Consider the following 20,926-nt stretch of genomic DNA (forward strand, 5'->3'; position numbering starts at 1 on the left):
TGCCTACGATGAGACACGCGAAAGGGGAGCGGATGAGGCGGCGGATCGGTCGGCGGGGCCCCGACCGGCGGCACGCCCCCGCGGCACGACCCGGGGTCGGGTTCACCTCTCTCGCCGCGGTCCCCTACGGCGTCACCCGATCGGGCAGGCGCGACCTCTCGGCCGCGTTCCCGGCGCTCGTGGGTACGCAGGTCCGGTCGGGGATGGAGCTTCACTACGCGATCCTGCCCGAGTGGGGTGAGGGCACGTGCGCCCTGCGTGCCCTCGTCGACCGGACCCTGATCGACCGTGCTCGACGGTTCTGGAGAGGGGCGGCCCAGCGCGCCGGGAGGATCCTGGGCGGGGTTGGCGCCGAGGAGGGGGCCGGTCGTCGGGAGCGTGGGGCTGGTGGTGACCTCCAGGCCACAGGGGACGACACCGATCCCACGGCTCCGACGACGGGCACGGCTCCGGGGCCGGCAATCCCGACGGGCACGGCTCCGGGGCCGACGGGCACGTGGTTCGCCGACGCGGTCGCGGTGGACCTGGTGTTCACGGACGGCGGGCGGCTGAGCGAGCTGCGCCCCGTCGACCAGTACGGCGTCGGGCTCGATCCCCTCGCGCAACACGTCGGGGCGATGGCCCATCCCGACCAGTGGCATCTGGTGCGCGTCGGGCTGGACGCCGCGGTGGGGCGCACGATCGCCCGCGTCGAGCTCGTGTTCACGGCCCCCCGGGCGAGAGGACGAGGGGGCGTGTCCGCCGCCGGCTGGGTCGACGCGGTCGCCCTGGCGCCGGTGCCCCCGCTCCCCGGACGGCCGTCCGAATGGGTCCGCACCCGGCAGGGCACCCACTCCAGCGACATGCTCTCGCGCGGCGGCTGCGCGCCCAGCGTGGGCGTCCCGCACGGGTTCGTCAGCGGCATCCCGGTCACCGACGCCGGAGAGATCGGGTGGCCGTACGCCTGGCACGCCGACAACGGGCCCGACAACAGGCCGGCGATCCAGGCGTTCGCCACGTCGCATCTGCCGAGCCCCTGGATGGGCGAGCGCGGGGCTTTCCAGATCATGCCCGCCCTCGCGCGGACCGACGGCACCGTCGTCGGCGACCCCGCCGAGCGTGCGCTCTCCTTCGACCATGCCGACGAGACCGCCCATCCCCACCACTATCGGGTGATCCTCGACGGCGGGATCGACGCGGAGCTGGCGGCGACCGATCACGTGGTCCTGATGCGGTTCCGGTTCCCGGAGGGTGCCTCGGAGGGGGTGCTCGTCTTCGACCAGATCCGCGGCGACGGCGAGCTCCGGCTCCCCGCCACCGGTGCGTCTCCGGACGGTGCGATCACGGGGCTCACGCGCGACGAGCGCGGAGGCGACCGCGCCCCGTCTCCTCCCTACCACCTGCACGCCGAGCTCGACCGGCCGGTCGTCGCCTCGGGGATGCTGCCGCGGTTCGGCGCCGACGTGCGCGGATGGGTGCGGGTGGCGCTCGGGGCCGATCGCACCGTCGTGGTGCGCGCCGCGACGAGCGCCATCGGTGCGGAGCAGGCGGCGCGCAGCATCCGCGTCGACGGCGCCGACGCGTCGTTCGACGAGGTCGTCGAGCGGGCGGCCACGGCCTGGGACGCCTGGATCTCGCGCGTCGAGATCGACGGCGCGACACCCGAGGAGCGCGCGACGATGGCGACCGCGCTGTACCGAGTGGGCATGTTCCCGCGGCGCGGCCACGAGGACCTCGGCACCCCGGGAGCGCCCGCGCCGCACTACGCGAGCCCGTTCGACCCCGCCGCCCCGGTCGTGGCGGGCGAGCTGAGCGTCGACCAGGGCTTCTGGGACGTCTATCGCACGTCGTGGCCGCTGCTGGTCCTGCTCGATCCCGCGGAGGCGGCGCGCCTGCTCGACGGCTTCGTCGAGCACTATCGCGCGGGCGGGTGGACGAGTCGCTGGAGCGCACCGGGGCCGATCGACTCCATGACGGGCACCTCGAGCGACGTCGTGTTCGCCCACGCCGCGGCCGCGGGCGTGCCCCTGCGCACAGGTCCCCCCGAGGGGGTCGACGACGCGCGGCTCGACCTCTGGTCGGCGTACGACGCGGCCGTGCGCAACGCGACGGTGCCCTCCGACGACCCGCGCGTGGGACGCAAGGGCCTGGGTCGGTCGATCTTCCGCGGGTGGGTCGACACCCGCGTGCACGAAGGCCTGTCGTGGACCCTCGACGGAGCGCTGGGAGACCTCGCCGTCGCTCGCCTCGCACGCGTCCTGACCGGGCTCGTCGGCCGGGACCACCCCCGATCGAGCGAGCTCGAGGCATCCATCGCGTACTTCACGGCACGCGCCGGCGGCTACGCCGACTCCTTCGACGCCCGCATCGGGTTCTTCCAGGGGCGCCGCCCCGACGGCCGGTTCCGTCACGACCCCGACGCCTACGACCCCACCGTGTGGGGATACGACTACACCGAGACGAACGGGTGGGGGACGGCGTTCTCGGCCCCGCACGACGGGGCGGGCCTCGTGACCCTGCACGGGGGTGCCGAGGCCTTCGCCGCCCGCCTGGAGCGGATGCTCGCCACACCCGCCGAGGCGGCCTGGCGCATCACGGGGTCCTACCCTTCCGTGATCCACGAGATGGTCGAGGCGCGCAACGTCCGCTTCGGCCAGTGGGCCCCGTCCAACCAGCCCGCGCACCACATCCCGTTCATGGCGCTGTTCGCCGGACGCCCCGATCTCACGCAGCGCCTCGTGCACGAGGCGGCGACCCGGCTGTTCGGCGGGGGCGAGATCGGCCAGGGATGGCCGGGCGACGAGGACAACGGCGAGATGAGCGCCTGGTGGGTCTTCGCCGCGCTCGGCCTGTATCCGCTCGTGCCGGCCACCCCGGGATACGTCCTCACCGCGCCGATCGTGCCCGCCGCACGCTTGCGGATCGGCGACGGTCGGATGCTGCGGATCGAGGCCCCCGGCGCCGGCCGCGACCGCCCGTACGTCGCGGGAGTGGAGATCGACGGCACCCCGTGGGAGTCGACCTTCGTGCCCCACGACGTGCTCACGGCGGCGCAGGTGATCCGTGTCGACCTCGCCGACCGGCCGCAGACGTGGGGAACGGATGTCGCGGCGCACCCGCCGTCGCTGACCGCGCCGTCCGCCCGTCCGCAGGTGCTTCGGGATGTGACGCGCGACGCACGCGTCGTCGCCGTGGTGGGCGGGTCCGAGACGGATGCCCGCGGGCTGGTCGACGACGACAGCGGGACTCCCGGGCTTCGGCTGGAGGCCGGCGACGCCGTCGAGATCGTGCCTCGGGAGCCGGGGGTCGCGCAGTTCCTGACGATCACCCCGAGGCGGCGGGGCGTCGTCGCGTTCCGGATCGAGCACGTCGCCGCCGACGGGCGCACGACGGTCGTCCACCACGCCTCGGAGGAGTTCAGCGGCGACCGGCAGACGCGACCCTTCCTTCTCGCCGAGCTCGGGCCCGCAGCGCGGTGGCGCTGGGTGGCGGAGTGCTCGGTCGAGCTCGTGCAGATCGAGGTGCTGCAGCGTGTGCCGTGGGCCCGACCTGCGGCGGAGCGCTGACCCGCGTCCGGCACCCCGGTACGCTGAACCCGTGCTGCTCAGCGACCGCGACATCCGCCTCGAGATCGACAACGGCCGGGTCGGCCTCGACCCGTGGGATCCGGAGATGGTGCAGCCCTCGAGCGTCGATGTGCGGCTCGACCGGTACTTCCGGCTGTTCGACAACCACAAGTACCCCTTCATCGATCCCGCCGAGGACCAGCCCGAGCTGACCCGCCTGATCGAGGTGCGGCCCGACGAGCCGTTCGTCCTGCACCCGGGGGAGTTCGTGCTCGGCTCGACCTACGAGCAGGTGACCCTGCCCGACGACGTCGCGGCGCGCCTGGAGGGGAAGTCGTCGCTCGGTCGCCTGGGCCTGCTGACGCACTCGACGGCCGGGTTCATCGATCCGGGGTTCTCGGGGCACGTCACCCTCGAGCTGTCGAACGTCGCGACGCTTCCGATCAAGTTGTGGCCGGGGATGAAGATCGGGCAGCTGTGCTTCTTCCGGCTGTCCTCGGCGGCGGAGAACCCGTACGGGACGGGCCCCTACCTCAACCGCTACCACGGACAGCGCGGGCCCACCGCGTCCCGCTCGTTCCAGAACTTCCACCGCACGGACGTCGGATCGACCGACGCCGGCGCGCGCGGCGCCTGACCCCACCCGGGCCGCGGCCGCTCAGTGCGCGGTCGTGACGCCGACGCGGTCGTGGACGAGCACGGCCGCCACGCGGGCGCCCTGCCCCGCCGCGACGATGAGCTGCTGCGGACCGGAGGCGGCGTCGCCCGCCGAGTACAGCCCCGGGATCGACGTGCGCCCGGCGCGATCGGTCCGCAGGTGTCCCGCATCGTCGCGGTCGGCGCCGATCCCGTCGAGGAAGTCCAGGGCGGGGTCCCACACCGGCCGGACGAACCCTCCGTCGATCTCGACCCGCGCGCCGTCGCCGAGCAGCACCGCCGCGACGGCGCCGCGTTCGCCCACGAGCTCGGCGATGCGCGCCCGCTCGACCCCGACGCCGGAGGCGACGAGCTCCGCCTCCTCCGCGGCATCGATCGTGTCTGCGCCGTTCGTGAACACCGTGAGCCGGTCCGTCCAGTGGGCGATGAGCCGGGCCCGGGCGGCGAGGTCGGGGGTCTCGCCGATCAGCGCGAGCCGGCCGCCCTGCAGCTCCCAGGCATCGCACGCGGCGCAGCTGAACAGCGACATCCCGTAGAACGAGCGGATGCCCTCCACGGCGGGAAGGGTCTCGCGCAGACCCGTGGCGACGACGATCGACCGGGCGGCCAGCCACGGCTCCGCGGTGCGCCCCTGGAGGGCGACGGCGAATCGGGCGCCGGCGGGCCGCATGGTGTCGGATGCGGGGACGACGGCGGTGGCGATCGTCCGATCGAGGATCCGCACGTCGGGGTAGCCCGCGAGCTCCGCGTGCGCGAGCTTGCGCAGCTCGATCGGCGGCACCCCGTCGCGCGTCAGGAACCCGTGCGACCGCAGGGTCGCCGCGTTGCGCGGTCGTCCCGCATCGACCACCACGACCGATGCCCGCGCACGGGCGAGGTTGAGCGCGGCGGAGAGTCCCGCCGGGCCGCCGCCGACCACGACGACGTCCACCGTCCGCACGCCCGACCCCGCGGCGGCCGGCCGCGTGCCGGTCACGACTCGATCAGCGCGCCCGCGCGCGAGATGTCGACCTGCTCCTCGCGGGGCACGACCTTGACGCGGTCGCGGGTGTGGACGTGGTCGGCGCCGAGCGCGCGCTCGTGCGCATCGAGGGCCAGCCAGCCGTCCCACGTCGTGTACTCGATCTGCCGCTCGTCGAGCAGCTCCCGCACGTCGGCACGCACCGTGGGGACGGGCAGGAGGCCGGAGCGCACGTCGGCGACGAGATGGGTCACCGTCTCGAGGGCGTCGGACTTGGTGTGACCGATGAGGCCGACGGGGCCGCGCTTGATCCATCCCGTCGCGTACAGTCCCGGGATCGGCTCGGCGGACGCGTCCGTGACGCGCCCCTCGACGTTCGGCACGACGCCGCGGAGCTCGTCGAACGGAGCGCCGACCACGGGCGTCCCGAAGTATCCGACGGCCCGGTACACCGCCTGCACCGGGACGTCGCGCAGCTCGCCCGTGCCACGGACGGCGCCGGCCGGATCGCCGGGGACGGGAGCGGTCCGCTCGAAGCGCACGCCCTCGACATCCGTCTCGCCGAGGACGGCGATCGGGGAGTGGAAGAAGTGCAGGTGCACTCTCCGCGCGCGCTCGCCGTGGGTGCGCGCGGCCTCGGGCTCGCGGGTGCGCCACGTGTCGAAGATCCTGCGGATGACCTTGAGCTGGTTGTTGCCGGGGGCGGCGGCCGCGTCGAGCGCCGCGACGTCCTCGTCGGCGAGGACGATGTCGACGCCGGGCACCTCGCCGAGCTCGCGCAGCTCGATGGGCGTGAACTTCACGTCGAGAGGGCCACGTCGGCCGAAGACGTGCACGTCGGTGACGGCGGACGCCTCGAGTCCGGCGAGCACGTTGTCGGCGACCTCGGTCGAGCGGAGGTCCTCGGCGTGCTTGGCCAGGACGCGGGCGACGTCGAGCGCCACGTTGCCGTTGCCGATGACGGCCACCTCTCGTGCCGTCAGGGGCCACGTGCGGGGCACGTCCGGGTGACCGTCGAACCAGGCGACGAAGTCGGCCGCGCCGTACGATCCCGGCAGGTCGATGCCGGGCACGGCGAGCTCGGCGTCGCGGATCGCGCCGGTCGCGAGGATGACGGCGTCGTAGCGCTCGTGCAGCTCGTCCAGGGCGATGTCCCGGCCGACCTCGACGTTGCCGAGGAAGCGGATCGATCCGGCGTCGAGCATCTCGTGGAGCGAGGTGACGATGCCCTTGATGCGCGGATGGTCGGGGGCCACGCCGTACCGGATCAGGCCGTACGGGGCGGGGAGGGACTCGAACAGGTCGATCGCGACCGTGCCGCCGGTCTCGCGGACGGCGTTGGCGAGGATGTTGCCGGCGTAGATGCCGGCCGGTCCCGCACCGACGATGGCGACGCGGAGGTCCGGGGTGGGGGCGATGCTCACAGGGATGCCTTTCGGAGGACGGGCTCGGCCGGCGTGACGGCGGCGAGGTCGGCGGGGGCGTAGGGGCTGAGGGTGACGACGTCGCCGACCACGACGACGGCGGGTGAGCGCACCTCGCGGGCGGCGGCCTGGTGCGCGATGGTCGCGAGCGTGCCGACGGTGACGCGCTGGCCCGGCCCGTAGCCGTCCTCGACGATGGCGACGGGGCAGTCGCCGCCGCGGTCGCCGCGGGCGAGGGTGAGCGCCGCGTGGGCGAGGGTGCCGACGCCCATGAGGAGCACCACGGTGTGGTCGCGCGCTCCGCCGACGGCGGAGATCTGGTCATGCGCGGTCACGACGGTGAAGGCCGTCGCGAGGCCGCGATGGGTGAGGGGGATGCCGGCGATCGCCGGCACCGAGACCGCGCTCGTCACGCCGGAGACCACCTCGACGTCGACTCCGTGCGCGCGGCAGTGGGCGAGCTCCTCGAGGCCGCGGCCGAACACGTACGGGTCACCGCCCTTCAGCCGGACGACCCGTCTGCCCTCGCCGGCGAGCTGGACGAGCAGCGCGTTGATGGCGTCCTGCGGCACGGCGTGGTGGCCCGGCGCCTTCCCCACGTCGACGACCTCGGCGGTCAGGGCGTACCCCTCCTCCGCCAGTCCGTCGAGGACGGCGCGCGCGCCGAGCCGGTCGGCCACGACGACGTCTGCCTCCTGGAGGGCGCGCAGCCCCCGCAGGGTCAGCAGGCCCACGTCGCCGGGGCCGGCGCCGACGAGGGTGACCCGGCCGGCCGGTGCGGGTGTCGGGATCGGCGCGTTCACCGGGGACTCCCGACGAGAAGGCCCCGGTTGCGGAGCATCCGCCGCTCGAGGGGTGCGAAGACGGCGAGCTCGACGAGGATGCCGATGGCGAGGATCACGAGGATCGTCGCGAGGACTCCGGCGAGGTCGGCGAGCTGACGGCTCTGGTCGAGCATCTGCCCCAGGCCGAACCCGATCGTCCCTCCGGTCGCGATGATCTCGGCGGCCATGAGCGAGCGCCAGGAGAACGCCCAACCCTGCTTCAGTCCCGCGACGTATCCGGGAAGGGCCGCTGGCAGGACGATGAGCAGCGGCTGCGTGACGCGCGTCGTCCCGAGGACGGTGCCCACGCGCCGCAGCTGCGGCGGCACCTGCGCGACGCCGGCGATCAGGCCGTTCACGATCGACGGGATCGCCCCCATGAGGATGACGAAGTAGACCGTGGCATCCGACAAGCCGAACCAGAGGATCGCGGCGGGCACCCACGCGACGGACGGCAGCACCTGCAGGCCCGAGATGATCGGCCCGACGGCGCGCCGGATCGGGCGGACCTCGGCCAGCAGCAGTCCGATGGGCGTGCCGACCGCGATCGCGATGAGGAAGCCGATCAGTCCCCGCTCGAGGCTCGTCGCGACGGCGAGCTGCAGACGCCCCGCGTCCCACGCGTCGCCGAGCGCCGTGGCGACGTCCAGAGGCGAGGGCACGATGTCGGGTCGGGGGTGGGCGATCACGACGTAGAGCTGCCACGCCGCCAGCGCGACGAGCAGGAACAGCACGGGCGGGAGCACGCCGCCGGCGATACGCCGCCACCGGCCGGGCGGACGGACGGAGTCGGTCTGCAGTCGGTCGAGGCCGGAGGCCAGGGTGCGCAGCTCGTCGTCCGACGCGGATGCCGCGGCATCCGCGCGTTCGACGGTCGTCGTCTCAGGCGGCATTGCGGCGGATCTCCTTGCGCAGGCGGTCGGTGATCTCCCCCGACAGCTTCGACACCTCGGGCGATTCGATGCGCCGGGCGGTCGCGCCGGGCACCCGCCACTCGTCCGCGACGCGGCCCGGGCGGCTCGAGAGCAGGATGACGCGCTGACCGAGACGCACCGCCTCGCGCACGTTGTGGGTGACGAACACGATCGTGCGACCGGTCGCGCGCCACACCCGCTCCAGCTCCTCGTGGAGCAGGTCGCGCGTGATCGCGTCGAGCGCGGCGAAAGGCTCGTCCATCAGCAGGACCGGCCGGTCCTGCGCGAGCGCGCGCGCGAGCGCCACGCGCTGACGCATGCCGCCGGAGAGCTCGTGCGGGCGCTTGTCGGCGGCGTCGGCGAGGTTCACGACGTCCAGCAGCTCGCGGGCGCGCTCGCGGCGCTGCGCCCGTGCGACGCCGCGCAGCTGCAGGGCGAGCTCGACGTTGCGCGACGCGGTGAGCCACGGCATGAGGGCGGATTCCTGGAACATGACGGCGGTGCCCTCGGGGGGCGTCTCGATCGTCCCGGACGAGGGGGCGTCGAGTCCCGCGATGAGGTTCAGCAGCGTCGACTTGCCGCAGCCGGATGCGCCGATGAGGCAGACGAACTCGCCGGGGGCGATGTCGAGGCTCACTCCGTCGAGGACGAGCGGACCGGTCCCGAAGCGCTTGCCCACGCCCTGCAGACGCACCAGCGGCGGCGCGGTCGGCCCCGCCGGGGTCGGCGGCGCCGCGAGGTCGAAGCTCGGCCCGAGGGGCGACGCGGGGCGGGCGGGCGGCGCCGGAGCGGACGCGACCTCCGGCGCGGGGGCCGCCGGTGCCGGGCGGGTCGTGGGGCGCGGACGGACCACGGTCACTCCTTCCCGAGGCCGTCGGCCGAGACGGCGGGTGCGCCCTGATCCTTCAGCAGCCCGTTGAGCAGGCGCAGATCGAACAGCCCCTCGATCGAGCCCTTCTTCTGCGTACCCGCGTCCAGACCGTGGTCGACCAGCGTCTGGAACGTCTCGGCGCGGGGGTCCGCCGAGAACGTCACGTGCGCGAGCGCCCGCTCCAGCACGGCGTCGCTCAGACCCTTGCCGGTGTCGGCGGTGAGCTTCGCGTTGATCTCGGCCGGCGCGGTGTCGGGGTGGTCCGCGATCCATGCGATCGCGTCGAGGTCGCCCTTCACGAGCGCGGCGACGGTCTGCGGATGGGCGTCGAGATAGTCCTTGCGCACGAGCAGCACGGTCGTGGGGAAGGCGCCGTCCGGCCAGAGGTCGGCCTCGTCGACGAGCACTTTCGCGCCCGCGTCGACGACGAGCCGCGAGACCCACGGCTCCGGGAGCCACGCGCCGTCGATCTGTCCCTGCTGGAACAGCGTCAGCGTCTGCGCGTTCTCGGTCGGCGTGACGTGCACGTCGCCGCCGCCGGTCGTGTCGGTGGTGAAGCCCTGCTCCTTCAGCCAGCTGCGCAGGGCGACGTCCTGCGTGTTGCCGAGCTGCGGCGTCGCGATCGTCGTTCCCGCGAGGTCGGCGGGCGTGTCGATGCCGTCGCGGACCACGAGGGCCGCACCGCCCGTGGTCGCGCCCGCGACGATGCGTGCGGAGGCGCCGCCGGACTGGATGAACGTGTTGATCGACGGGTTCGGCCCGATGAAGGTCGCGTCGATCGCTCCCGCCGAGAGGGCCTCGATCGCCGCCGGTCCGGCGTTGAAGGTCTGCGTCGTGAGCGCCGTGTCGCCGAGCGCCTCCTGGAAGATGCCCTCCTGGAGCCCGATCAGCGCGGGGGCGTGCGTCACGTTCGCGAAGTAGCCGAGGCGGAGCTCCGCCGCCGGCGTGCCGCCGGTGGGGTCGCCCGCCGTGTCGGCGGATGCCGCGGAGGAGCAGCCGGCGAACGCCATCATGCTCGACACGGCCAGTGCGGTCAGGGTGAGGATACGTGTGGTCTTCTTCATCGGTTCGCCTCCTTCGGGGTGCGGATGTGCGCGGATGCGCGGGTCGTGCGGGCGGTGCGGTCGGGGATCACGCCTGGACGGTTCCGGCGGCGAGGGTCGCACCGTCCTGGGGGTGGATCACGAGGAACGATCCGGTCGCCCGGTTCGTGGCATAGGGCTCGACGGCGAGATCGGCGGACAGCCGCAGGGTGGCGCGGCCGATCTCGTTGACCGCGATCGTCGTCGCCGGCTCGTGGGCGAGCGTGTCCAGGTCTCGTCGCGAGACGATGTCCGCGACGAGGGCCTGAACGGTGGTGGTGCCGTGCTTGACGAGCACTCGGCTCCCGGGCGTCAGGGCGCGGGCGTCGAGCTGGAAGAGCTCGGCGTCGATCGTGCGCGTCGGTGCCGGCAGGGTCCCGGCGGCGGCGATGACGGCGCCGCGCGCCGCGTCCACCTCGTCGGCGAGCTGCACCGACACCGACTGCGGGGCGACCGCCTCGTCGGCGGCGCGACCGGACACGTCGATCGCGGTGACGGTCGTGTCGACCCCGGCGGGGAAGACCGTCACCCGGTCTCCGACCCGCACGGACCCCGACGAGATGCGTCCGGCGAACGACCGGTGGTCACGGTGTCGTTCGGCGGCCTCCGGGTCGGCGGCGAGCTCGGGCGCGAGGCCGCCCTGCGGACGCAGGACGAGCTGGACCGGCAGGCGGAAGTCGTCGGAGGCGGTCTCGAGTTCGTCGTGCGCGGGGAGGGTCTCCAGGAGTTCGAGCAGCGCCGGGCCGCGGTACCAGGGAGTGCGGTCGGAGCGTTCGACGATGTTGTCACCCTCGAGCGCCGAGACCGGCAGGACGTGCACGTCGGCGATGCCCAGATCGCCGGCGACCGCGCGCACCTCGTCGGCGACCGGCGTGAAGCGGTCCTCCGCGAAGCCCAGCAGATCGATCTTGTTCACCGCGACCACGACGTGCGGCACGCGCAGCAGGGCGACCACGGCGAGGTGGCGCCGGGTCTGCTCCAGCACGCCCTTGCGGGCGTCGATCAGGACCACGACGGCGTCCGCCGTCGTGGCCCCGGTGACCATGTTGCGCGTGTACTGCACGTGACCGGGGCAGTCGGCGAGCACGAAGGAGCGCGTGCCGGTCGAGAAGTACCGGTACGCGACGTCGATCGTGATGCCCTGCTCGCGCTCGGCGCGCAGGCCGTCGGTCAGCAGCGCGAAGTCGAACTCGCCGTGCGCGAATCCGCGTTCGGCGGAGGTGCGCTGCACCTGGGCCAGCTGGTCGGCGAGGATGGCCTTCGAGTCGTGGAGCAGACGCCCCACGAGAGTCGACTTGCCGTCGTCGACCGAGCCCGCCGTCGCGAAGCGGAAGAGCGTCGGCGTCTGCGTGATCGTCGCGGTCATCAGAAGTACCCGTCCTTCTTGCGATCCTCCATGGCGGCCTCCGACAGACGGTCGTCCGCCCGTGTGGCCCCGCGTTCCGTGATCGTCGTCCGAGCGACCTCGCGGACGATGGCGGCCACGTCCGCGGCATCCGACTCCACGGCGCCCGTGCAGCTCATGTCGCCGACCGTGCGGTAGCGCACCGTGCGCCGGACGACCTCCTCGCCGGTGCGGGCGGGGGAGTGCTCGCCGATCGCCCGCCACATGCCGTCGCGGGCATACACCTCGCGCTCGTGCGCGAAGTACAGCGGCGGCAGGGTGATCCCCTCGCGCTCGATGTACCGCCAGATGTCCAACTCGGTCCAGTTCGAGATCGGGAAGGCCCGCACGTGCTGCCCGGGGGTGTGCCGTCCGTTGTACAGCGACCACAGCTCGGGGCGCTGGTTGCGCGGATCCCACTGGCCGAACTCGTCGCGCAGCGAGATGATCCGCTCCTTCGCCCGCGCCTTGTCCTCGTCGCGGCGCGCGCCGCCGAACACGGCGTCGTGGCGGCCCTCCGCGATCGCGTCGAGCAGCGGCAGGGTCTGGAGCGGGTTGCGCGTGCCGTCGGCGCGCTCCTGCAGGCGCCCATCGTCGAGATAGTCCTGGACGCGGGCGACCTCCAGAGTGAGGCCGAGCCGTGCGACGGTCTCGTCGCGGAACGCGATGACCTCGGGGAAGTTGTGGCCCGTGTCCACGTGCAGCACCGGGAACGGCACCCGCCCGGGGAAGAACGCCTTCGTCGCGAGGTGCAGTACGACCACCGAGTCCTTGCCGCCGGAGAACAGCAGGACGGGTCGCTCGAACTCGGCGACGACCTCTCGGATGATGTGGATCGCCTCGGCCTCCAGCAGGTCGAGGGTGCTCAGGCGCGCCGGCGCGATCAGGTCCGTGCTCATTCGTGCAGCCCGCATTCCGTCTTGGCCGACCCGGCCCAGCGGCCGGAACGGGGGTCGTCGCCGGGCGCCACGGGGCGGGTGCACGGTCGGCACCCGATCGAGGGGTACCCGAAATCCAGCAGCAGGTTCATCGGCACCGCGTGGGCGGCGGCGTACGCCATGAGCTCGTCGAAGCTCCAGGCGGCGACGGGGTTCACCTTGACGAGTCCGTTGCGCTCGTCCCACGTCACCAGCGGGGTGTGCGTGCGGGTCGGCGCCTCCTCGCGTCGCACACCGGTGAACCACACCTCGTATCCGCCGAGCGCGCTCTGGAGCGGCTCGACCTTGCGTCGTGCGCAGCACAGCGACGGGTCGCGTTCGTACAGGCGAGCCCCGAACGCCGCGTCCTGCTCGGCGACGGTCTGTTCGGGCAGCACATCGACGACCCGAACGTCGAGGGCGCGATCGACCTCGTCGCGCGTGACCCGCGTCTCGGAGAAGTGGTAGCCCGTGTCGAGGAACAGCACGTCGACGCCCGGCAGATGCCGCGAGACGAGGTGCGGCAGGGCGGCGTCGGCCATGGAGCATGCCACGGCCGCCGCCTCGGCGGCGAAGTTGTCGGCCACCCAGCGCACGACCCGGTCGGCGGACGCCTCGTCCGCGGTGAGGCTGCCGAGGGCGGCGTTCCCGGCCTCGGCCAGTGCGCGCAGCTCGCCGGCGCTGCGGCGGGTGGTGACCCGGGGAGCGAGCGAGACGCTCATACGAGAGCCTCCTCGTCCGCGCGGTGCGCCCACTGGGCGAACGTCTCGTCCGCCGCGACGTCGCGCTCCGCGACGAAGCGGGTGACCACGCGCTCGACGTAGTCGGCGATGCCGTCGGCGGCGACCTTGAGCCCGCGCACCGTGCGGCCGAGCCCGGCCTCGTCGCGGTCCTGCGAGGCGAGGCCGCCGCCCAGGTGCACCTGGTAGCCGGGCACCTGCTCGCCGTCGATCGTGACGAGCTGTCCCTTCAGCCCGATGTCGGCCGTCTGGATGCGGGCGCACGAGTTCGGGCATCCGTTCACGTGCAGCGACAGCCGATGCGGGACCTCCACGCGGGCGAGGCGCTCCTCGAGATCGAGGACGGCCCGCGTCGCATGGGCCTTCGTCTCGACGATCGCGAGCTTGCAGAACTCGATGCCCGTGCACGCGATCGTGCCGCGGCGGATGAGGCTCGGCCGAGCCGAGAGTCCGAGCTCGTCGAGACCCGCGACCAGCGAGGGCACGCGGTCCTCGGGGATGTCGAGGATGACGAGCTTCTGATGCGGCGTCGTGCGCAGTCGCGTCGATCCGTGCGCCTCGATCAGGTCGGCGAGCGCGTCGAGCGTGGGACCCGAGACCCGCCCGACGATCGGGGTGACGCCGATGTAGAACCGGCCGTCCTTCTGCCGGTGGATGCCGACGTGGTCGCCTGCGCTCACGGGCTTCGGCGCCGCGGGACCGTCGGGGAGTGCGTAGCCGAGGTACTCGTCCTCCAGCACCCGTCGGAACTTCTCGGTACCCCACTCGGCGAGCAGGAACTTCAGGCGCGCCTTGTTGCGCAGGCGCCGGTAGCCGTAGTCGCGGAAGATCTGGGCGACGCCGTGCCACACGTCCGACACCCGGTCCGCCGTGACGAAGACCCCCAGCCGCTCGCCGAGGCGGGGTGCGGTCGACAGGCCGCCGCCGACCCACAGGTCGTAGCCGATCCCGAGATCGGGATGCTCGACCGCGACGAACGCGACGTCGTTGATCTCGTGCACGACGTCCTGGCTGGGATGCCCGGTGATCGCGGACTTGAACTTGCGCGGCAGGTTCGCGAGCGACGGGTCGCCGATGAAGCGCGACTGGATCTCCTCGATCTGCGGCGTCGGATCGATCAGCTCGGTGGCGGAGATGCCCGCGACCGGCGAACCGAGGATGACGCGGGGCACGTCGCCGCACGCCTCGGTCGTCCCGAGACCCACCGCCTCGAGGCGACGCCAGATCTCGGGCATGGACTCGACCTCGATCCAGTGCAGCTGGATGTTCTGCCGGTCGGTGAGGTCGGCGGTGTCGCGTCCGAACTCGCGAGAGATCCCGGCGATGACGCGCAGCTGCTCGGTGGTCAGCTGGCCGCCGTCGATGCGCACGCGGAGCATGAAGAAGGCGTCCTCGAGCTCGTGCGGTTCGAGAGAGGCGGTGCGACCGCCGTCGATGCCGGGCTTGCGCTGCGTGTACAGCCCCCACACCCGGAAGCGGCCGTGCAGGTCCGTCGGGTCGATGGAGGCGAAGCCGCCCTGCGCGTAGATGTTCTCGATGCGGTCGCGGACGGCCAGCCCCTCGTCGACCTGCTTCCACTCCTCGTTCGCGTTGAGGGGGGTCGTGCCGTCGATCTTCCACTGTCCGTGCGGCTTCGAAGAGGGGCGCACGGGCCGGGCGGGACGCCCCGCCGGCGCACCGGTGTCCGCGGCACCCGCTGTGCGCGCGTGGCTGTCGCTCGTCGTCATGGTGGCCCCCGGCCCGCTGGATGATGCTCTCCGATGGTGGGGCGCGGTCCGTGACCGGACCCCACGGGGATGCCCCGAGGCATACCCCTCCGAGAGATTAGGGAGCGCCCTCGGGACCCGTCGCGGCCGGTGACACGATGCGTCACGGTGCGTAACGCGGCGTCACACGATCGCGCGCGGGGCCGGCGATGTGCTGCGCGGAGTGGGGCCGTATGCCGGGGCGCGGTATGCCGGGTCGCGGTGTCCGAGTGCGGCGTGCCGGGGCGCGTCGTCCGGGGGCGGCGTCAGAGCACGCCGCGATAGCGCTCGACGACGAGGTCGACCAGCGCGGGGTCCGGGGCGTCGGCGTCGAGCAGGGGGCGTGCGACGAGCGCACCCGCCGCCTCGCGGACGGCGAGGTCGTGGAAGTACCCGGGCGCGAGCAGATACGCGGAGACGACGACGGGGCGGCCGCTCGTGCGCGCAGCGGCGACCGCGGCGCGCAGCCGGGGTTCGGCGGCGGCGAGGAAGCCGATCCGGACGGGCCGCCTCACCCGCTCGGCGAGCAGTCGGGCCACCTGGCGGCAGTCGTCGTTGGCCCGCTCGTCGCTCGACCCCGCGACGGCGAGGACGATCTCGGGGCCGGTGTCGTCGCCGCGGACGGTGTCGTCGGCCGGGAACCCCGCCTCGACGAGACGGGCGAGCAGGACATCGACCAGGCGCGGGTCGGGTCCGAGCGCGGGGGCGATCGTGACATCCGTCCGCTCGGCGGTCTCCCGTGCGAGGTCGACCCGGACGTGGTAGCCCGCAGACAGCAGCAGCGGCACGAGCGTCACGCGACGCTCCGCGAGCGCGGCGAGAGAGGATCCGACGTCCGGCTGCTGGACGTCGACGTGGCCGAGCCGGACATCCGTCTCCGGCATCCGGTCGGCGACCGCCGTGACGAGCGCGGCGACGGCCGCCTGCCCCGCGGGGTCGCCGGTGCCGTGCGAGATCGCGAGGAGGGTCGTCATGCCGTCATTGTCTCGCGTGCGGCCCGGCTGGCGGGAAGAGGGGGTGGCGGGGTGGGATGCGGGGAGCGTCCCACCCCGGCGGGTTCAGGCCGTCGCCTCGCGGCCGCGGGCGAACCCGGCGTCGAAGCCCCTCGCGTACGCCTGCTCGGCGCGACGCCGGCCGTGGCCGTGGCCTCGGTCGTGGTCGCCGGAGCGGTCGTCGAGACCTCGGGGGCCGCCGAACCCGTGGCGTCCGAAGCCGCGGGGTCCGCCGAAGCCGCGGGGTCCGAATCCGGGGCGTCCGGATCCGGGGCGTCCGGCGTCGATCCGGTCCGCGCCGAGGTCCCGGGCGATGGCCTCGAGGGTCGCCCGCGTCGTGGCGAAGTCCGCCTCGGAGACGGAGCCCGCGACACGGGCGCGGACGCCGTCGAGGGCTGCGGTGAGACGCTCCTGGACGGCGCGCCCCTCGTCGGTGAGGCTCCAGCTGCCGTCGGACTCGGTCGCCCAGCCGCGATCGGCGAGGCGGCGCAGCTTCGAGGCGAAGCGACGGCGCAGACGCTCGTCCTCGTCCGGCGCGTGGGCGCCGGGGCCGATTCCTGCGACGACCGCGAGGAGACGTGCCTCGCGCGGCGAGACGCCTTCGTCGGCGAACACCGAGGCGGACTCGCGGGCGATCAGGTGGTCGACCGCGCGGAGCCAGAAGCCGAACGGGCGGTCGTGCGTGGAGCCGTGGCGTCCGTCGGCGGGTCGGGACGGGTCGGGGATGTGGGGGGTGGGGGTGTGGTTCTCCATGGGAGAGGTCCTTTCGAGAGATCTGAAGGGCGGCGGGGATCCGTTCGCCGATACATGTCATTGTGCATGTACATGCAGTATGACATGTATGTCGAGAGCATGTCAATACGCATGTAAATTCGGAGCATGACCGATGCTGAGAACGACCCGGCGGCGCGAGACCTGGATGCCATCGCCGCGGCGCTCGGCCGGATGCGCGGGCGCCCACGCGGTGAACACCCCTCGCGGGGCGCCGACCACGGCGACCGCGGCGACCGCGGCGACCACTCCGGCCACCGCGGTCACGGTGGACCGCACCGGCGGGTCGGGCGCGAAGCCGGGTTCGGACCGGGTCCAGGATTCGCGCCGGGTTTCGGGCCGGGGGCGCGGATGGCGGGCCTCGCCCGTCTGCGGATGCTGGACGCCCTGGCGACCGCGACGCACCCGTTGAGCGTCAGCGAGATCGGCGAGGCGATCGGTGTCGACCAGCCGCGCGCCTCGCGTCTGATCCAGCAGGGCGTCGAACTCGGCCTGGTGCGTCGCGAGGCCGATCCCGACGACGCCCGGCGCACCCGCGTCGCGCTCACCGAGGACGGCGCCGGCCTCGTACGGGGCGTCCGCGGCCAGCGGCGCGAGCATCTCGCGGAGGCGCTCGCGGACTTCACGGACGCCGAACGCTCCGAGCTCGCGCGTCTGCTGACGAAGCTGGCCGCGGGATGGCTCCCGCGGGACTGACCGCGGGTCTAGCGGGATCTCCCCGCAGAGGCAAGCTCGGATGGCGGCGGGATCTCCCGGATAGCCTGGGACGATGACCGAGATCCCCCCGGCCGCCGATCCGCTCGCCTCTCGAGGAATCTCCCGCTGGGTGTTCTGGCCCGCCGCCGCGGTGGTGGCGATCATCGCGGGCTTCGCGATCCTGTTCCCCGCGACGGCGGAGACGGTCTTCGCGACGCTGCAGTCGGCCATCGTCCGCACGTTCAGCTGGTACTACGTCCTGATCGCGGCCTTCTTCGTCGTCTTCGCCCTGGTGCTCGGCTTCAGTCGCTTCGGCGACATCCGGCTCGGACGCGACGACGACGAGCCGGAGTTCTCGTTGGGGGCCTGGTTCTCGCTGCTGTTCGCCGCGGGGATGGGCATCGGACTCGTCTTCTACGGTGTCAGCGAGCCGCTCAGCCACTTCGTGCAACCGCGCCCCGGCGTCTCCGGCACCGATGCGCAGCTCGCGCAGAGCGCGCTGACCCAGACCTACCTCCACTGGGGGGTGCAGGCGTGGGCGATCTACGTCGTGGTCGGGGTGGCGCTCGCCTACGCGATCCATCGTCGCCGACGGCCGATCTCGATCCGGTGGGCCCTCGAGCCCCTCCTCGGCAAGCGGGTGCGTGGTGCGTGGGGGAGCGTGATCGACGCCCTGGCCCTCGTCGGCACGATCTTCGGCGTCGCGACCTCCCTGGGGCTCGGCGTCCTCCAGATCGGTGCGGGGCTCGACGCGGCGGGCTTCGGGGCGCCCGACACGGCGATGCAGATCCTCATCATCGGCGTCATCACCGTCTTCGTGCTGGCGTCGGTGCTGTCCGGCGTGAGCCGCGGCATGAAGTGGCTGTCGACGTTCAATCTGGTGCTCGCGGGAATCCTGCTGCTGTTCGTCCTCTTCGCCGGCAACACGGTGTACCTGCTGCGCGAATGGGTGCAGTCGATCGGCGCGTACCTTCAGAACTTCGTGGGCCTGAGCTTCACCGTCAGCGCGTTCCAGGGCGAGGCGGGTGAGCAGTGGCAGGCGTCGTGGACGTCGTTCTACTGGGGGTGGTGGATCTCATGGGCGCCGTTCGTGGGCATCTTCATCGCGCGCGTCAGCAAGGGCCGCACGGTGCGGGAGTTCGTGCTCGGCGTCCTCATCGTCCCGACGCTCGTCGGCATCCTGTGGTTCGCCGTGCTCGGCGGGTCGGCCCTCGCGCAGGAGCTGCGCGAGCCCGGCTCGATGCTCGCCCCGGACGGCACCGTCGACCTGCAGGGCGCGCTGTTCCAGCTGTTCGCGCATCTCCCCGCGGGCCAGGTCCTCACGATCGGGGCGATCCTGCTCATCGCGATCTTCTTCGTGACCTCCGCCGACTCGGGCGCCCTGGTCATGGGCATGCTCGCCACGGGCGGCGACGCCGAGCCCCGCCGGTGGATCCGCACCTTCTTCACCCTCGCGACCTCGGTGCTCGCGGTGGCGCTGCTGCTCGCGGGCGGTCTCCAGGCGCTGCAGACCGCCGCGATCACCATCGCGCTGCCGTTCAGCGTCGTGATGCTCCTCATCTGCTGGTCGACCGTCATCGCGTTCCGGCGTGAACGGCGCGTCTACGAGCGGGCCGAGCGGGCACAGCTCGTCGAGTACGTCGGGGATCACTACGGCTTGGACGTCGAGTCCGGCAACGAGCAGGGCGTCCGGATGCCGACCTGGCTCCGCCCGCGCCGGCGCCCCCACCCCTGACCCTCGCGCGCCGGGGGGCCCTGCTCCGGGCATCCGTGCCCCCGGGCATCCGAGTTTCGGACGCCTCAGGCGCCCAAAACGCGCTCGTGGCGGGCTTCGGTCCTCACAGGCGCCCGAAACTCGCCGCCACGCTGGCCACGGATCGCGCCGCGAGGCTCAGCGCGGCGCGGCGGCTGAGCGGGGCGGCGCCTTCACGAAGATGAGCATCACGAAGCCCACGGCGAGCACGAGCGCGATGCCGAGGATGCCGTAGAGGGTCTGGTTCGCGGCGAGGGCGATGAACACGCCCCACAGGAGCGATGCCATCCAGCTGGCGGCGCGACCCGTGGTCGCGTACAGGCCGAAGACCTCGCCCTCGTGGCCCGCCGGCGTCACGCGCGCGAGGAAGGACCGCGACGCCGCCTGAGCGGGGCCGACGAACACCGCCAGGACGATGCCGACGATCCAGAACAGGGCCTTGCCGCTGCCCGCGGCGAAGAACACCGTGAGGCAGCAGGCGACGATGCCGCCGATCGCGACGAGGATGACGGTCTTGGGACCGAAGCGGTCGTCGAGGCGCCCCGCGAAGATCGTGGAGATCCCGGCGACGAGATTCAGGGCGATGCCGAACACGACGAGGTCGGTGAACCCGAACCCGAAGACGCGGCCGGCGATGACCGTTCCGAACGTGAAGACGGCGGCGAGGCCGTCGCGGTAGACGGCGGATGCCAGCAGGAACCACAGCGTCGGGCGGGCGGTGCGCCACAGCCCCCGGATCGACCGGACGACCTCGGCGTACCCGGCGAAGAAGCCCACCGCGCGCGCGTCGGACCCCGGCGGCGGCTCGGGCACGCTGAGGAAGATGGGGATGGAGAAGACGAGCGTCCACACCCTCGCCCCCGCCGCGACGAGCTGGAAGGTGAGCGGCTGGGTGCCGTCCAGGACGCCGGCCAGGATGAGTCCCACGACCGTGGCGAGGGCGATGATCCCGCCGAGGTAGCCGAACCCCCACCCGAGTCCGGACACGCGTCCGACGGTGGCCGGGGTCGACACGGAGACGAGGAGGGCGTTGTAGTTCGCTCCGGCGATCTCGCTCACGACGCTGCCGAGCGCGATCATCGCGACGCCGAACCAGAACATGGTGGGCACGCCCTGCACGAAGGCCATCGCGAGCTGGCACGCGACCAGGAGCCCCGTGAACACGCCCAGCATGAGCTTGCGCCGGCCGAGCGCGTCGGCGCGTTGGCCGACGACGGGCGCGATGAGTGCGATCATCAGCCCCGCGATCGTGATGCCCCATCCCAGGCTGGCGTCGAGGGAGCCGAGGCTGCGGCAGTACTCGGTGGCCGTGTTCGCCGCCGTGTCGCAGTCGATCGCCCTCCCGTCGACGACGCCGCTCGCCGCGACCGACGGGTCCAGGAAGAACGGCGACACCAGGAAGCTCGGCACCCAGACGAAGGTGAGGAGCACCGAGTTGAACGGCTGGGTCGCCCAGTCCCACAGCGCCCACGCGAAGACCCGGCGCCGAGGCACGGGGGCGGTCGAGAGCCCTGCGGAGGACGTCCGCTCGCCCGACGCGGCGACGGCATCGGGGGCGGGATGATCGGGGAGAGACATGTTCGTCACGCTAGGTCCTCTCGGTGAACTCCCGGTGCACCGCGGCGCCCGCTCGCCGCGACGACGCGGCTC

The 20,926-nt window shown here is 73.0% G+C and carries 17 protein-coding genes; 4 read left to right on the forward strand and 13 right to left on the reverse strand.

Annotated features, from left to right (window positions below; all coding sequences use genetic code 11):
• Positions 1–32: 32 nt before the first annotated feature.
• Both WFI00_RS05240 and dcd read left to right on the forward strand, forming a co-directional pair.
• Entirely contained in the window at positions 33–3,545 is a 3,513-nt protein-coding gene (locus WFI00_RS05240; RefSeq protein WP_336630420.1) for a GH92 family glycosyl hydrolase, read from the forward strand.
• A 31-nt stretch (positions 3,546–3,576) separates the two neighbouring features.
• The gene (gene dcd / locus WFI00_RS05245; RefSeq protein WP_336630421.1) at positions 3,577–4,182 is read left to right on the forward strand and encodes a dCTP deaminase; all 606 of its coding nucleotides are present in this window, start codon (positions 3,577–3,579) and stop codon (positions 4,180–4,182) included.
• 21 nt (positions 4,183–4,203) lie between these two features.
• Here the strand turns inward: dcd and WFI00_RS05250 are convergent, their stop codons facing one another.
• The 12 genes from WFI00_RS05250 to WFI00_RS05305 form a co-directional block, all read right to left on the reverse strand.
• Entirely contained in the window at positions 4,204–5,178 is a 975-nt protein-coding gene (locus WFI00_RS05250) for an NAD(P)/FAD-dependent oxidoreductase (protein WP_336630422.1), read from the reverse strand.
• The gene (locus WFI00_RS05255; RefSeq protein WP_336630423.1) at positions 5,175–6,587 is read right to left on the reverse strand and encodes an FAD-dependent oxidoreductase; all 1,413 of its coding nucleotides are present in this window, start codon (positions 6,585–6,587) and stop codon (positions 5,175–5,177) included. Before WFI00_RS05255 ends, WFI00_RS05250 begins: the two co-directional genes overlap by 4 nt.
• Positions 6,584–7,390 (reverse strand): uroporphyrinogen-III C-methyltransferase, encoded by an 807-nt coding sequence (gene cobA, locus WFI00_RS05260; RefSeq protein ID WP_442928296.1) that lies wholly within the window; start codon positions 7,388–7,390, stop codon positions 6,584–6,586. Before cobA ends, WFI00_RS05255 begins: the two co-directional genes overlap by 4 nt.
• The gene (locus WFI00_RS05265; RefSeq protein ID WP_336630424.1) at positions 7,387–8,304 is read right to left on the reverse strand and encodes an ABC transporter permease; all 918 of its coding nucleotides are present in this window, start codon (positions 8,302–8,304) and stop codon (positions 7,387–7,389) included. The genes cobA and WFI00_RS05265 overlap by 4 nt, the downstream gene beginning before the upstream one ends.
• A complete protein-coding gene (locus WFI00_RS05270) occupies positions 8,294–9,022 on the reverse strand; it encodes an ABC transporter ATP-binding protein (RefSeq protein WP_442928301.1) in 729 nt (242 codons plus the stop codon). Before WFI00_RS05270 ends, WFI00_RS05265 begins: the two co-directional genes overlap by 11 nt.
• Before the next feature lie 158 nt (positions 9,023–9,180).
• The gene (locus WFI00_RS05275; protein ID WP_336630425.1) at positions 9,181–10,260 is read right to left on the reverse strand and encodes an ABC transporter substrate-binding protein; all 1,080 of its coding nucleotides are present in this window, start codon (positions 10,258–10,260) and stop codon (positions 9,181–9,183) included.
• A 67-nt stretch (positions 10,261–10,327) separates the two neighbouring features.
• Positions 10,328–11,644, reverse strand: a complete 1,317-nt coding sequence (locus WFI00_RS05280; RefSeq protein ID WP_336630426.1) for a sulfate adenylyltransferase subunit 1 — start codon at positions 11,642–11,644, stop codon at positions 10,328–10,330.
• Entirely contained in the window at positions 11,644–12,561 is a 918-nt protein-coding gene (gene cysD, locus WFI00_RS05285; RefSeq protein ID WP_336630427.1) for a sulfate adenylyltransferase subunit CysD, read from the reverse strand. The genes WFI00_RS05280 and cysD overlap by 1 nt, the downstream gene beginning before the upstream one ends.
• The gene (locus WFI00_RS05290) at positions 12,558–13,301 is read right to left on the reverse strand and encodes a phosphoadenylyl-sulfate reductase (protein ID WP_336630428.1); all 744 of its coding nucleotides are present in this window, start codon (positions 13,299–13,301) and stop codon (positions 12,558–12,560) included. The genes cysD and WFI00_RS05290 overlap by 4 nt, the downstream gene beginning before the upstream one ends.
• Positions 13,298–15,046 carry a nitrite/sulfite reductase gene (locus tag WFI00_RS05295; protein WP_336630429.1) on the reverse strand — a complete coding sequence of 583 codons (1,749 nt, stop codon included), beginning with the start codon at positions 15,044–15,046 and terminating at the stop codon, positions 13,298–13,300. Before WFI00_RS05295 ends, WFI00_RS05290 begins: the two co-directional genes overlap by 4 nt.
• 284 nt (positions 15,047–15,330) lie before the next feature.
• Positions 15,331–16,038: a sirohydrochlorin chelatase gene (locus WFI00_RS05300; protein WP_336630430.1), complete on the reverse strand. Its 708-nt coding sequence runs from the start codon at positions 16,036–16,038 to the stop codon at positions 15,331–15,333.
• An 84-nt stretch (positions 16,039–16,122) separates the two neighbouring features.
• Positions 16,123–16,809, reverse strand: a complete 687-nt coding sequence (locus WFI00_RS05305) for a hypothetical protein (protein ID WP_336630431.1) — start codon at positions 16,807–16,809, stop codon at positions 16,123–16,125.
• 126 nt (positions 16,810–16,935) lie between these two features.
• Here WFI00_RS05305 and WFI00_RS05310 point away from each other — a divergent pair, with 126 nt between their 5' ends.
• Together WFI00_RS05310 and WFI00_RS05315 are read left to right on the forward strand one after the other, a co-directional pair.
• Positions 16,936–17,523: a MarR family winged helix-turn-helix transcriptional regulator gene (locus tag WFI00_RS05310; protein ID WP_336630432.1), complete on the forward strand. Its 588-nt coding sequence runs from the start codon at positions 16,936–16,938 to the stop codon at positions 17,521–17,523.
• Between the two features lie 73 nt (positions 17,524–17,596).
• A complete protein-coding gene (locus WFI00_RS05315; RefSeq protein ID WP_336630433.1) occupies positions 17,597–19,258 on the forward strand; it encodes a BCCT family transporter in 1,662 nt (553 codons plus the stop codon).
• 156 nt (positions 19,259–19,414) lie between these two features.
• Here the strand turns inward: WFI00_RS05315 and WFI00_RS05320 are convergent, their stop codons facing one another.
• Positions 19,415–20,854: an MFS transporter gene (locus WFI00_RS05320; RefSeq protein ID WP_336630434.1), complete on the reverse strand. Its 1,440-nt coding sequence runs from the start codon at positions 20,852–20,854 to the stop codon at positions 19,415–19,417.
• Positions 20,855–20,926 lie beyond the last annotated feature (72 nt).

It is taken from the genome of Microbacterium sp. MMO-56 (assembly GCF_037146215.1).
Classification (GTDB): Bacteria; Actinomycetota; Actinomycetes; order Actinomycetales; family Microbacteriaceae; genus Microbacterium.

What these genes read in the sequence shown, in the direction of transcription:
- WFI00_RS05305 (WP_336630431.1), bottom strand. Translation starts at nt 16,809, where the DNA reads ATGGAGAACCACACCCCCACCCCCCACATCCCCGACCCGTCCCGACCC.
- WFI00_RS05320 (WP_336630434.1), bottom strand. Translation starts at nt 20,854, where the DNA reads ATGTCTCTCCCCGATCATCCCGCCCCCGATGCCGTCGCCGCGTCGGGC.
- WFI00_RS05295 (WP_336630429.1), bottom strand. Translation starts at nt 15,046, where the DNA reads ATGACGACGAGCGACAGCCACGCGCGCACAGCGGGTGCCGCGGACACC.
- cysD (WP_336630427.1), bottom strand. Translation starts at nt 12,561, where the DNA reads ATGAGCACGGACCTGATCGCGCCGGCGCGCCTGAGCACCCTCGACCTG.
- WFI00_RS05300 (WP_336630430.1), bottom strand. Translation starts at nt 16,038, where the DNA reads ATGACGACCCTCCTCGCGATCTCGCACGGCACCGGCGACCCCGCGGGG.
- WFI00_RS05290 (WP_336630428.1), bottom strand. Translation starts at nt 13,301, where the DNA reads ATGAGCGTCTCGCTCGCTCCCCGGGTCACCACCCGCCGCAGCGCCGGC.
- WFI00_RS05315 (WP_336630433.1), top strand. Translation starts at nt 17,597, where the DNA reads ATGACCGAGATCCCCCCGGCCGCCGATCCGCTCGCCTCTCGAGGAATC.
- WFI00_RS05280 (WP_336630426.1), bottom strand. Translation starts at nt 11,644, where the DNA reads ATGACCGCGACGATCACGCAGACGCCGACGCTCTTCCGCTTCGCGACG.
- WFI00_RS05310 (WP_336630432.1), top strand. Translation starts at nt 16,936, where the DNA reads ATGACCGATGCTGAGAACGACCCGGCGGCGCGAGACCTGGATGCCATC.
- WFI00_RS05265 (WP_336630424.1), bottom strand. Translation starts at nt 8,304, where the DNA reads ATGCCGCCTGAGACGACGACCGTCGAACGCGCGGATGCCGCGGCATCC.
- WFI00_RS05275 (WP_336630425.1), bottom strand. Translation starts at nt 10,260, where the DNA reads ATGAAGAAGACCACACGTATCCTCACCCTGACCGCACTGGCCGTGTCG.
- WFI00_RS05240 (WP_336630420.1), top strand. Translation starts at nt 33, where the DNA reads ATGAGGCGGCGGATCGGTCGGCGGGGCCCCGACCGGCGGCACGCCCCC.